Origin of the sequence: Embleya sp. NPDC056575, assembly GCF_042793325.1 — a bacterium.
Taxonomy (GTDB): Bacteria; Actinomycetota; Actinomycetes; order Streptomycetales; family Streptomycetaceae; genus Embleya.
In genome coordinates this window covers 87,006-99,726 of sequence record NZ_JBHTVA010000033.1, presented here as the reverse complement: position 1 = coordinate 99,726, position 12,721 = coordinate 87,006, and the positions used below count along the sequence as shown (strand labels likewise).

Here is a 12,721-nt window from a genome sequence, read left to right as displayed (position 1 = left end):
ATCACGACGACTCCGGGGCGACACGATGACGATGACTCAGATGACGGTGACGAGGACAACGACCACTGGGCGCCGGATGGCCTCCCTGGTGGTGGTGGCAACGAGCATCGGCGCGCTGCTGTTCACGCCGGGCACGGCTGTGGCGGCGCCGGCCGCGGGCGCCACGGCGTCGGCCGCGCGTATTCCGCTGCAGGACGCGATCGCCAATCTTCGGGTCGCGGAGGAGGATCGTTCCGGCTATGACCGCGCCGCGTTCCGGCACTGGATCGACGCGGACAAGGACGGTTGCACGACGCGCGCGGAGGTACTGATCGACGAGGCCGTGCTTCCGCCCGAGATCGGCGCCAAGTGCGCTCTTGCCGGGGGGCGTTGGTATTCCTACTACGAAGATGCCTACGTCGACGGTGCGGCCGGGCTGGACATCGACCACATGGTGCCGTTGGCCGAGGCGTGGGATTCCGGCGCGTCCGCGTGGACCTCGAAGCAGCGCGAGGCGTATGCCAACGACCTCGACCAGCCTCGGGCGTTGGTGGCCGTGACGGCGAAGTACAACCGTTCCAAGGCCGATCAGGACCCGAGCACGTGGCTGCCGCCGTATGAGGGGGCGCGCTGTGCGTACCTCACGGACTGGGTGATCGTGAAGACCAAGTACGACTTGGCGGTCGACCCGACCGAGCTCGACACGCTCCGGCGGCTGGGTGCGCAGTGCCCCAACGTGCCGATCGAGCCTGGCACGCCCTGAGGGTCCTCAAGCGCCGGACGGGCTGAAATGGGTCGCGTTCAGCGGAACAGGCTGCCGTTCACGGGTGCCTGCGTGGGCGTCCTCAAACGCCGGACGGGCTGAGATGGATTGCGTTCGGCGGAACAGGCTGCCGTTCATGGGAGCTTGCGCAGGCGTCCTCAAACGCCGGACGGGCTGAGATGGATTGCGTTCGGCGAACCAAGCTGCCGTTCACGGACGCCCGCGCGGGCGTCCTCAAACGCCGGACGGGCTGAATTGCGTTCGGCGGAGCCGGATGCCGTTCACGGGAACTTGCGTGGGTGTCCTCGAATGCCGGGCGGGGCTGGGGGTTAGCTGGTGGATCGGGCTCGCCAGCGTTGCATTACGCCGATGAATTCTTCCTGGAGGAAGGCGAAGAAATCGGCGGATTCGAGGGCTCGGGCGCCTGCCGGGGTGTCCGGGCCCAGGGTTTGGGCGCCGTCTCGGAGGATTGCCTCGAAGCGGCTCATGAGTTTGTCGCGCTCTCCGTAGGTCTCGTACCAGAGTTCGTCGTGCAGGCGGTAGCGGTCCCGCCGCGAACCCGGCTCGCGTTCGCGGTGGACCATGCGCACCTGGGTGAGGTAGCCGATCGCCGAGGACACCGCCGCCGGGCTGATCCGCAGCGACTCGGCGAGTTCGGCCGAGGTCATGCTCGCCGAGTCGGCCGCCAGGAGGGCGGCGAACACGCGCGCGCCCATCCGCTGCATGCCGGCATCCGTCAGCTCGCCCGCGAAGCGCTCGACGTAGCGTGCGACGGCCGCCTCGTCCCGCTTCGCCACCGATTCTTCTTCTCGCATCCGGCTCACCTTACGACCACCCTCCGGCCACCCACGAAGCACGCTGCCGCTTCGTCTTCATGATTCTTGACTTTTCTTAACTTCACAACTTTCTGAAGGAAGCGTATGTTCTGAAACATGAACACGGCGATCAGCGTCTCCGGTCTGCACAAGTCCTTCGGACGCACGCACGCCCTCGACGGCCTGGATCTGGAGGTCGCGACCGGCGAGGTACACGGCTTCCTCGGCCCCAACGGCGCCGGCAAGTCCACGACCATCCGCGTCCTCCTCGGCCTGATCCGCGCCGACCGGGGCGACGTCACCCTCCTCGGCGGCGACCCGTGGCGCGACGCGGTGGCCCTGCATCGTCGGGTCGCCTACGTACCCGGCGATGTCACCCTCTGGCGCAACCTCAGCGGCGGCGAGGTGATCGACCTGTACGGCCGGCTGCGCGGCGGCCTGGACCCGGCCCGGCGCGCCGACCTGCTGGACCGGTTCGAACTCGACCCGACCAAGAAGGGCCGCGCCTACTCGAAGGGCAACCGGCAAAAGGTGGCCCTGGTCGCCGCGTTCGCCTCCGACGTGGACGTGCTGATCCTGGACGAGCCCACCTCCGGCCTGGACCCGCTGATGGAGGAGGTCTTCCGCACCTGCGTCGCCGAGGAACGCGACCGCGGCCGCACCGTGCTGCTGTCCAGCCACATCCTGGCCGAGGTCGAGGCGCTGTGCGATCGGGTCAGCATCATCCGCAACGGACGCACCGTCGAGTCCGGTTCGCTGGCCGACCTGCGCCATCTGAGCCGCACCACCGTCCGCGCCCGGCTCATCGGCCCGGCCGACGGCCTGGCCGATCTCCCGGGGGTGCACGACCTGCGCGGCGACTTCGACCACACCGTGCTCCAGGTGGACAACGAGCACCTGAACCCGGTGCTGCGCCGGCTGGCCGAGATCGGCGTACGCGGCCTGACCAGCAGCCCGCCCACCCTGGAGGAGCTGTTCCTGCGCCACTACCGCACCGAGGACACCCACCCCGCGGCGGTGTCCCGATGACCGCCACCGCCATCACCCCCGCCCCCACCGTGTCGGCCCGCCACCTCGCCGGCACCCCCACCCTCATCCGCCTCGCCCTGCGCCGCGACCGCGTGTTGATCCCGGTCTGGGTGGTGGCCCTGATCGGCACCCTCGCCGGCACCGAACGCTCGCTCGAAAGGCTGTACGACACCGCCGCCGAACGCGCCGACGTCGCGCACGACATGAACGCCAACGGCTCGTTCCGTGCCCTGTACGGCGCGGTCTACGCCGACTCCTATGGCGCCCTCACCGTCTGGCGCGTCGGCGCCACCGTCGCCCTCCTCGCCGGCCTGATGAGCCTGCTCGTGGTGATCCGGCACACCCGCGACGAAGAGGAGACGGGTCGTCAGGAGGCCCTGTCCGCCGGAATGGTCGGCCGCCGGGCGCCCCTGACCGCGGCCCTGGCCGGCGCCGCCCTGGCCAACCTCGCGCTGCTGCTCCTGTGTACCGCCGTCCTGCGCGGCGCCGGCCAATCCACCGCCGGCTCCCTCGCGTTCGGCACCGCCGTGGCGCTGACCGGCATGGTCTTCGCCGGCGTCGCGGCGGTGTCCGCGCAACTGACCGAGAACACCCGCCTCGCCCGCGGCATCGCCGTGGCCGTCCTGGGCGTCGCGTTCGTCCTGCGCGCGGCGGGCGACGCGGCCCGGCCCGCGGCCGACGAAGGCAGCCATCCACTCGTGTGGGTGACCCCCCTCGGCTGGGCCGAAAACGTCCACCCCTTCGCCGGCGACCGCTGGTGGGCCCTGCTCCCCTCCGCCGCCCTCGCCGCCGGGTGCGCCGTGCTCGCGTACGCCCTCGCCGGTCGGCGCGACATCGGCGCCGGCTTCATCCGCCCGCGCCCCGGACCGGCCCACGCCCCCGCGTCGTTGGCCGGCGCATACGGCCTGGCCTGGCGCCTCCAACGCGGCACCCTCGCGGCCTGGGCGATCGGCCTCGCCTTGGGCGGCGCGGTGTTCGGCGGCATCGCCGACGGCGCCAAGGACATCGTCGGCGACAACGACGGCACCCGTGACCTGGTCCGCCGCATGGGCGGCCACGTCGACCTGACCGACGCGTTCCTGTCCACCCTGATCGGCCTGCTCGGCCTGATCTGCGTGGTGTTCGCGGCCGGTTCGATCCTGCGCCTGCGCGACGAGGAGACCGCCGCCCGGGCCGAACCGCTGCTCGCCAACGCGGTCGGCCGACTGCGCTGGGCCGGCGGACACCTGGTGGTCGCCTACCTCGGCACGGCCGCCGTCCTGGCCGCCGGCGGCCTCGCGATGGGCCTGTCGTACGGGATCACCGTGGGGGATGTTTCCGGCCAACTCCCCCGCGTCCTGCTCGCCACCCTGGCCCAGACGCCCGCCGTGTGGGTGATGACCGGCCTGGCCGTCCTGATCGTCGGCGCCCTGCCCCGCCTCACCCCGGCGGTCTGGGGCCTGGTCGGCCTGGTGATCGCGCTCGGCTGGCTCGGCCCGGCCCTGAAGTTGCCGCAGGCGCTCCTGGACGTATCACCGTTCGCCCACCTGCCCAAGCTGCCCGGCGCCGACGTCACCGCCACGCCGTACGCCTACCTGCTCACCCTCGCCGCCATCCTGCCCATGGCGGGCCTGACCGGCCTCCGCCACCGCGACCTCGGCTGAGCCCCGCGGCGACCACCGCCCCCCGGCGGCCGGGCCGGCCGACCACCCCCGCCCTCACCCCATCTCCTCCAACGTCTTGCCCTTCGTCTCCGGCACGAACTTCAGCACGAACGGAATCGACAACACCGCGAAGCACGCGTACATCACGTACGTGGCCGACAGATTCCAGTCCGACAACGTCGGAAACGACACCGTGATCACCCAGTTCGCGATCCACTGCGCCGACGCCGCCACCCCCAGCGCCGCCGCGCGGATCCGGTTCGGGAACATCTCGCCGAGGAAGACCCACACCACCACGCCCCACGACAGCGCGAAGAACAGCACGAACGAGTGGGCCGCGATCAGCGCGACGGTACCCTCGGTGTCCGGGAGTTTGATGTTCTTGCCCTGGCCGGTGCGGGCCGAGAAGGCCCACGCGACCAGGCCGAGCGAGATCGCCATGCCCGTCGAACCGACCAGCGCGAGCGGCTTGCGGCCCACCCGGTCGACCAAGGAGATGGCGATGATCGTGCCGATGATGTTGATGATCGAGGTGGTGAACGAGTACAGGAACGAGCTGTTCGGGTCGATGCCCACCGACTGCCACAACGACGCCGAGTAGTAGAAGATCACGTTGATCCCGACGAGCTGCTGGAACACCGACAGCCCGATGCCGATCCACACGATCGGCAGGAACACGAACCCGCCACCACCCAACAGGTCCTTGAACGTGGACTTGTGCTCGCGCCGCATCGCCGTCCGGATCTCCGCCACCCGCGCGTCCAGGTCGACGTCGTCGGACTCCACCTCGGCGAGCACCTTCCGCGCCTGCGCCTCCCGACCGACCGACAGCAGGAAGCGCGGCGACTCGGGGATGGTGAAGGTGAACAGGCCGTACAGCACGGCCGGCAGCACCATCACGCCGAGCATCACCTGCCACGCCTCCAGCCCGAAGATCAGCTTGCCGCGCTGGTCGCCGTCGGCCAGGTTGAGGATGCCCCAGTTGACCAACTGCGAGACCGCGATGCCGGTGACGATGGCGGCCTGCTGGAACGAGCCGAGCCGGCCGCGATAGGCCGGCGGGGCGACCTCGGCGATGTACGCCGGACCGATCACCGAGGCCATCCCGATCGCCGTGCCGCCCAGGACCCGCCACAGCGCCAGGTCCCACAGCGCGAACGGCAGCGCGGATCCCACCGCGCTGGCCGCGAACAGCACGGCGGCGATCTGCATCACCCGGATGCGCCCGATCCGGTCGGCGATCCGGCCCGCGATCGCAGCCCCGATCGCACAACCGACCAGCGCGGCGGCGACCACCTGGGCGAGCAGGCTGGAACCCGGCGAGAACTTGCCCCGGATGCCCTCGACCGCGCCGTTGATCACCGAACTGTCGTAGCCGAAGAGGAATCCGCCCATCGCGGCGGCGGCCGTGATGAAGATGACATGGCCGAGGTTCTCCGAATAGCCGCCGCCGGAACCACCGCCCGAGGTCCCGTCACCACCACCGCTCGACTGCCCGGTCGTCGCTGTGCTGCCGACCAACGTCGCCTCCTGGGTCCGTACGTCCGTGCGAGTCGGTGCGCCCCGCACGGTTCGGTACGCCCCGTCCCGGTCCGGTGCGCCCGTCCGGTCCGGGGCGGTCCGTACGGTGTTCCGGATCCGGCCCGGTTGCCGGATCTTGAGAGTTGCCCGATATTTCGCCGCTAATCATCGGCAGACGACCGGAGGGCGTCGCCCCTCACCCGGATCCGTCGTCCGGGATTCCGTTCGGCCCCGGGCATTTGCCAGAACTAGCCGATCGCCGCCGAGCGCTTCTCCGCCGCCCCACACCCGTGTGAGTGTTTCGCTCGCTCGGGCACGTACCCGGCCTGCACGGTCGCCCGTGTCGCTCCTCAGCGCCGCGGTGCACGTCGGCGACGTGGTCGAGGCATGTCCCCTCCCAAGGAGCCTCGATGAATCGCAGAACGACCACGGCCGGGACCGTCCTCGCCCTGATCGCCGGCCTGGCGATCGGCGCGGCCGGCCCGACCTCGGCCGGTACCAACGAACCGTCCTCCCCTCCCCCCGCAAGCTCGCAGGACAAGGCGGTATCCGCCGCCGACCGGGCAGTCGCGAACGGTCTGGACGCCCTCGCGAAGGGCCCGGACGAGAAGTTCGAACGTCAGCTCGTCACCCCCTGGATCAACGACCTGTACTCGGTCGCCTACCAGCGCACCTATCGCGGCCTGCCGGTCGTCGGCGGCGACGCGGTGGTCATGGCCGACGGTCAGGGCCGGGTCCGCGGGACCCAGGCCGCGACCAGCGCGCAGATATCCGTCCCGACCCGCGCGACCGTGGCCGCCGGCACCGCCGAGGCCACGTCCAAGGCCCAGCTTCCGGTCGTGGACAAGGTCGAATCGCACCGCCTCGTGGTCCACGTCCTGGACGGCAACAGCAACCTGGCGTGGGAGACGGTGGTCACCGGCCGTACCGACACCGCCCCCAGCCGACTGCACGTGTTCGTCGACGCGAGCACCGGCCAGGTCCTCGACAAGGTCGACGACGTCAAGGCCGGCACCGGCAACAGCCAGTGGAACGGCCCCAATCCGCTGACCATCCAGACCAGCGGCTCGGCCGGTTCCTACTCCCTCCGCGACTCCACCCGTCCCGGTCTGAGCTGCGCCGACAACGCCACCGGCCAGGTCTTCACGAAGTCCACCGACTCGTGGGGCAACGGCCAGGCGTCCAGCAAGGAGACCGGCTGCGTCGACGTCATGTGGGCGGCGCAGAACGAGTGGAACATGCTCAAGGACTGGCTCGGTCGCAACGGCCACAACGGCACCGGCGGCAGCTGGCCGGTCAAGGTCGGCATCAGCGACATCAACGCCTTCTGGGACGGCTCCTCCGTCTCCATCGGCCACAACCAGGCCAACCAGTGGATCGGCTCGATGGACGTCGTCGGCCACGAATTCGGCCACGGCATCGACCAGTTCACCCCCGGCGGCACCAGCCGCGAGGCCGGACTCGGCGAGGGCACCGGCGACATCTTCGGCGCGCTGACCGAGGCGTACACCAACGAGCCCACCTCCTTCGACTCGCCGGACTACACCGTCGGCGAGACCGTCAACCTCGTGGGCCAGGGCCCGATCCGCTACATGTACAAGCCGTCCACCAACGGCGACCCCGACTGCTACAGCTCCTCGATCCCGAACACCGAGGTGCACAAGGCGGCCGGACCGCTCAACCACTGGTTCTACCTGCTCGCCGAGGGCACCGCCCCGGCGGGCAACGGCAAGCCCGGCAGCCCGACCTGCAACAACACCACGCTGGCCGGCGTCGGCATCCAGAACGCGGGCAAGGTCTTCTACGGCGGCATGCTGCTCAAGACCAGCGGCATGACCTACAAGAAGTACCGCACCACGACGCTGACCGCGGCGAAGAGCCTCGACCCGACCTGCGCGCTGTTCAACAAGACCAAGGCCGCGTGGGACGCCGTCAGCCTGCCCGCGCAGACCGGCGACCCGACCTGTGTCGGCAACCCGGACGACTTCTCCCTCTCGCTCAACCCGACCTCGGGCAGCGTGCAGCCCGGCGGTGACGTCACCACCTCCGTGGCCACCGCGACCACGGGCGGCAACGCACAGCAGCTCACCCTGACCACCGGGACCCTGCCCAGCGGCGTCACCGCCGTGTTCACCCCGGGCACCGTCCAGTCGGGCAACAGCTCGTCGCTGAAGTTCACGGCGAGCGCGGGTGCGGCCCAGGGGACGTTCCCGATCACGGTCACCGCCACCGGCACGGCCACCACGCACAGCGCGCAGTATCAGCTGACGGTCGGTTCCGGTCCGGGCAACCCCGACTTCTCCCTCTCGCTCAACCCGACCCAGGGCACCGTCACGCCCGGCGGGGATGTCACCACGTCGCTGACCACGGCGACCATCAGCGGCACCCCGCAGCAGCTCACGCTGGCCACCGGGACCCTGCCCACCGGCGTGACCGCGGTGTTCACTCCCGACACCGTCCAGTCCGGCGCGTCGTCGTCGCTGAAGTTGTCCGCGAGTTCCGCGGCGACGCCGGGGACGTACACGGTGACGGTCACCGCCACCGGTACCTCCACCACACACAGCGTTGACTACCGGCTGACGGTCGGCACCGGTCCGGGCAACTGCTCCGCGCCCGCATGGGACGCCGGCACCGTCTACGTGGGCGGCAACGTGGTCTCGTACCAGGGGCACACCTACCGCGCCAAGTGGTGGACCCAGGGCGAAACCCCCGGAACCACCGGCCAGTGGGGGGTGTGGCTCGACCTCGGACCGTGCTGAGGACACCGGCTCGCGCGGAGTCCGCGCGAAGTCGAGGCCGCCGGTGGGTATTTCGGGTCGGTAGTACCCACCGGTAGCACCCGTCCGTAGCTCGCCCACAGTTCCGTGTTTCTTCGATCGTGCTGCCCGGCAGGCCCGCGGATGGGCCCGCCGGGCAGCCGCACGTCGGGCCCGCCGCCGGCCCCGGCGGACGGACTCCCTTGTCGGGCAAGGCGAACGACCTTGCCGGACACCCTTGACAGTGCCGAGAGAGCGGGCCTAATTTCCTCTACAACTCTTAGGAAGGTTTCCTAACAGTGGCGAAAGGGAGACCGCTCATGGCCGGGAGCACCGAGCGCGGCGCGGCAGCGTCCGGACGGGAGCAGGCCGGGCGGCCGAGCCTTTTGCGGGCCATCAACGACCGGGCCGCGCTCGAACTCCTCTTGCGGCACGGGCGGCTGTCCCGGGGTCAGATCGGCTCGATGACCGGTTTGTCGAAGCCGACCGCCTCTCAGCTGCTCTCCCGCCTGGAGGCGGCGGGCCTGGTCGTCGGGGTCGGTACCACCGAGGGCGGCCGGGGGCCCGGCGCCCAGCTGTACGAGATCAACCCGGCGGCGGGGCACGTCGCGGGCCTGGACGTCACGCCCGCCCGGATCCGGGTGGCCATCGCCGACCTGACCGGACGGGTGGTGGGCGAGCACGAACTGGCCACCCCGCGCCGGGAGTCGGCCGATACGCCGGGCCGGATCCGGGAGGCGGTCCGGGCCGCCGCCAAACCGGCCGGGCTCGACCTCGCCGATCTCGCGCACATGGTGATCGGCATCCCGGGAGCGTTCGATCCGACCACCGAGCAGTTCCGCTACGGCCGCCACCTCGCGGGCTGGCACACCCCCGGGGTGCTGGACCGGATCCGCGAGACCCTGGGCCTGACGGTGGACGTGGAGAACGACGTCAACCTCGCCGCGCTCGCCGAGCAGCGGGACGGATCGGCCCGCGACGCGGGGGACTTCGTGCTGCTGTGGGTCGACGAGGGAATCGGCTGCGCGATCGTGATCGGCGGCCGACTGCATCGAGGCTCGACCGGCGGCGCGGGCGAGGTCGGCTACATGCCGATGCCCGGTGCGCCGCTGCCGCACGACGTCAGCCGGCGCAATACCGGCGGCTTCCAGCAACTCGCGGGCGCGCCCGCGGTGTTGTCCCTGGCCCGTGCCTACGGCGTGGGCAGTCGTACCGCGCCGCAGGCCGTCGCCCGGGCGGTGCGGGCGACCGAACCGCGCGGCGGCGCCTTCCTCGACGAGCTGGCGAACCGGCTGGCGGTGGGGATCGCGGTGATCGTCTCGGTCCTGGATCCGGGACTCGTCGTGTTGTCGGGGGCCATCCCGATGGCCGGCGGCGAAGCGTTGCGCTCACGTGTGGTGGACGAGTTGCACCGCCTCGCGATCCCGCGCCCACGCGTCGTGCTCGGCGACGTGCCCGCCAACCCCGTGCTCACCGGCGCCGTGCACGCGGCGCTCGACGTCGCCCGCGACGTCGTCTTCACCACAACCTGACGCACCACGCACACCCGCAGGCCCACCCGGTACACGCACCTCGTACACGCACGCCCGTCCTCGTACGCGCCACCCGACGCCGTCCACCGTCGCGACCCGTCGGCACCCGGGCGCACCCCGCCCCGGGCCACCCCCGCCCGGGCACATCCCCGTCCAGGCACACCCAGCGCCACCGGCAGCACATGTACCACCGCCAGGACCACGGCGCCGCTCGTCCCGGCCGCGCCGCCGCCATCTCCGGAGGAGGACCCAGTGCACAGACTCCCACGGCTCCGTCGTTCCCTCACGACCCTCGCGTGCGCCGCCACGCTCGCCCTGATGGCCTCCGCGTGCGCCGGCGACGACGGCGGCTCGGGGTCCGGCACCGGCGCCTCGGAGGCGCCCGACAAGAAGGTCACCATCACCTTCTGGCACGGCTGGAGCGCCGAGAGCGAGACCAAGGCGGTCAAGGACCTGGTCGCCAAGTTCAACGCGTCGCACCCGAACATCACGGTCAAGATCGTCTCCAACGTGACGGACGACAAGATCACCCAGGGCATCCGCTCGGGCAAGGGCCCGGACGTGGTGTCCTCGTTCACCACGGACAACGTCGGCCAGTTCTGTTCGTCGGGCTCGTGGCTCGACCTCGCGCCGTGGCTGGCCCAGTCCAACATCGACCCCGCCACCACCTTCCCGAAGGCGGTGATGGACTACACCCAGTTCCAGGGCAAGCGGTGTGCGCTGCCCCTGCTCGCGGACTCCTACGGGCTCTACTACAACAAGGACATGTTCGCCGCGGCGGGCATCGCGGGACCGCCGAAGACGATGAGCGAACTCATCGCGACGGCGAAGAAGCTCAACCAGCTCAACGGCGACGGCACCTTCAAGGTCGCGGGCTTCCTGCCCACGTTCCACGCCTACGAGTTCACCCCGGCGCACGTGCTCGCCCAGTACGGTCCGACCTACCAGACGCCCGACGGCAAGTCGGCGCTGTCCAAGGACCCGGGCGTCCCGCAGTTCCTCAACTGGCAGAAGCAATTCGTGGAGAGCCAGGGCGGGTTCGACAAGCTGGAGAAGTTCCGCACCACCTTCGGTGAGGAGTTCTCCGCGGAGAACCCGTTCATGAGCGGCAAGCTCGCGATGACCATGGACGGCGAGTGGCGTACCGCGATGATCGCGAAGGACGCGCCGAACCTGAACTACGGCACCGCGCCGTTCCCGGTCCCGGACGACCAGCTGGACAAGTACGGCCGCAGCTACCTGACCGGCACCACCATCGGCATCGCCAAGTCCAGCCACCACCAGCGCGCCGCCTGGGAGTTCGTCAAGTTCGTCACGACCGACACCGACGCGCTGAACCAGCTCGCCGGGGCGATCCACAACGTGCCGACCACCAACGCCGCGCTGGCCGCGTCGCCGCTGGCGAACGACGAGCACTTCAAGCCGTTCATCGACGCGTTCAAGCACCCCGCGAGCAACACCACGCCCGCCAGCCCCAACGGCGGCAAGTACCAGGTGACCTTCCAGGAGTTCGCGTACAAGTGGGAGGCCGGCGGGGGTGGCGACCCGAGCAAGGGTCTGGCCGATCTGGACAAGCAGATCGACACCGACGTGGCCCAGGTCCAGTGATCCGATGACCACGACCGCCCCCGCGGCGGCGAAGGTCCCGGCGGCGCTGCGCAGGCAGCGCCGCCGGCGGAACCTGCGCACGCTCGCGTTCCTGTCCCCGTGGCTGATCGGCTTCTCGGTCTTCTTCGCGTATCCGCTCGGCGCGACCGTGTACTACTCGTTCACGCGCTACGACCTGATCAACCCGCCCGTGTGGGTGGGCACCCGCAACTGGAACTACGTCTTCAACGACTACCCGGCGCTGTGGCAGGCGTTGCGCAACACGTTGTGGCTGGTCGTGGTGATGGTCACCCTGCGGGTGATCTTCGGGCTCGCGCTGGGCATGCTGGCGATCCGGCTCAAGAGCGGGTCCGGGCTGTTTCGCACGCTGGCCTACCTGCCGTATCTGGCGCCGCCGGTGGCCGCCACGATCGGCTTCGCGTTCCTGCTCAACCCCGGTACCGGGCCGGTGAACAACCTGCTCGGCGACGCCGGACTGCCGCAGCCGGGCTGGTTCACCGACCCGGACTGGTCCAAGCCCGCGCTCACCCTGCTCGCCCTGTGGGGGATCGGCGACCTGCTGGTGATCTTCACCGCGTCGTTGCTGGACGTGCCGCGCGAGCAGTACGAGGCGGCCGAGTTGGACGGCGTGGGGCCGTGGCAGAAGTTCCGCTACGTCACGTGGCCGGCGATCACGCCGGTGGTGCTGTTCGCGGTGGTCACCGGGGTGATCCAGACGATGCAGTACTACACGCAGGCGATGGTTGCCGGGAAGGTCGCCAGCGGCATCATCGGCAACTCCGGTCAGCCGTTCGAGCCGGGCTATCCGCAGGGCACCACCCTGACCCTGCCGCAACTCGTGTACCAGGAAGGGTTCTCCACCTTCAACACCGGTGCCGCGTGTGTGATCTCGCTGATTTTGTTCGCCATCGCGATGGCGTTCACGTTCGTGCTGCTTCGGCGGCGGTCGGGGTTGTTGGACGACGACTGAGCGGGCGGCGGCCGGCGCCGCCGAAGGTGCCCGCGACCGCCACTCCCCTCCTCGAACACCCGGCCGAAAACCCGAGTTCGACGATCCACCGTGCCCAGAAGGGAT

9 protein-coding genes are annotated in these 12,721 nt (G+C 70.4%); 7 read left to right on the top strand and 2 right to left on the bottom strand.

From position 1 onward, the window contains the following. Positions 1-40 precede the first annotated feature (40 nt). Complete coding sequence (locus ACFRCG_RS25745; RefSeq protein WP_380035398.1) at positions 41-742, top strand: HNH endonuclease family protein; 702 nt, start codon at positions 41-43, stop codon at positions 740-742. 329 nt (positions 743-1,071) lie between these two features. Here ACFRCG_RS25745 and ACFRCG_RS25740 read toward each other — a convergent pair whose 3' ends face one another. After that, positions 1,072-1,557: a GbsR/MarR family transcriptional regulator gene (locus tag ACFRCG_RS25740; RefSeq protein WP_380035396.1), complete on the bottom strand. Its 486-nt coding sequence runs from the start codon at positions 1,555-1,557 to the stop codon at positions 1,072-1,074. A 117-nt stretch (positions 1,558-1,674) separates the two neighbouring features. Here ACFRCG_RS25740 and ACFRCG_RS25735 point away from each other — a divergent pair, with 117 nt between their 5' ends. Together ACFRCG_RS25735 and ACFRCG_RS25730 are read left to right on the top strand one after the other, a co-directional pair. After that, complete coding sequence (locus tag ACFRCG_RS25735; protein ID WP_380035393.1) at positions 1,675-2,586, top strand: ATP-binding cassette domain-containing protein; 912 nt, start codon at positions 1,675-1,677, stop codon at positions 2,584-2,586. Beyond that, on the top strand, positions 2,583-4,229 hold the full coding sequence (locus ACFRCG_RS25730; RefSeq protein ID WP_380035390.1) for an ABC transporter permease: 1,647 nt from the start codon (positions 2,583-2,585) through the stop codon (positions 4,227-4,229). Before ACFRCG_RS25735 ends, ACFRCG_RS25730 begins: the two co-directional genes overlap by 4 nt. Positions 4,230-4,283: 54 nt before the next feature. On the opposite strand, the gene ACFRCG_RS25725 is transcribed toward ACFRCG_RS25730, so the two are convergent. Beyond that, positions 4,284-5,750 carry a sugar porter family MFS transporter gene (locus ACFRCG_RS25725; RefSeq protein ID WP_380035387.1) on the bottom strand — a complete coding sequence of 489 codons (1,467 nt, stop codon included), beginning with the start codon at positions 5,748-5,750 and terminating at the stop codon, positions 4,284-4,286. A gap of 410 nt (positions 5,751-6,160) precedes the next feature. Between ACFRCG_RS25725 and ACFRCG_RS25720 the strand changes: the two genes are divergently transcribed. The 4 genes from ACFRCG_RS25720 to ACFRCG_RS25705 all read left to right on the top strand — a co-directional run bounded on the left by ACFRCG_RS25720 (position 6,161) and on the right by ACFRCG_RS25705 (position 12,616). Next, positions 6,161-8,509, top strand: coding sequence for a M4 family metallopeptidase (locus tag ACFRCG_RS25720; RefSeq protein ID WP_380035385.1), 2,349 nt, complete (start codon positions 6,161-6,163; stop codon positions 8,507-8,509). A 317-nt stretch (positions 8,510-8,826) separates the two neighbouring features. Further along, positions 8,827-10,038, top strand: coding sequence for an ROK family protein (locus ACFRCG_RS25715; protein WP_380035382.1), 1,212 nt, complete (start codon positions 8,827-8,829; stop codon positions 10,036-10,038). Between the two features lie 318 nt (positions 10,039-10,356). Further along, entirely contained in the window at positions 10,357-11,646 is a 1,290-nt protein-coding gene (locus tag ACFRCG_RS25710; protein ID WP_380035451.1) for an ABC transporter substrate-binding protein, read from the top strand. Positions 11,647-11,650: 4 nt separating this feature from the next. Continuing rightward, the gene (locus tag ACFRCG_RS25705; protein WP_380035379.1) at positions 11,651-12,616 is read left to right on the top strand and encodes a carbohydrate ABC transporter permease; all 966 of its coding nucleotides are present in this window, start codon (positions 11,651-11,653) and stop codon (positions 12,614-12,616) included. The last annotated feature ends 105 nt before the right edge of the window (positions 12,617-12,721 follow it).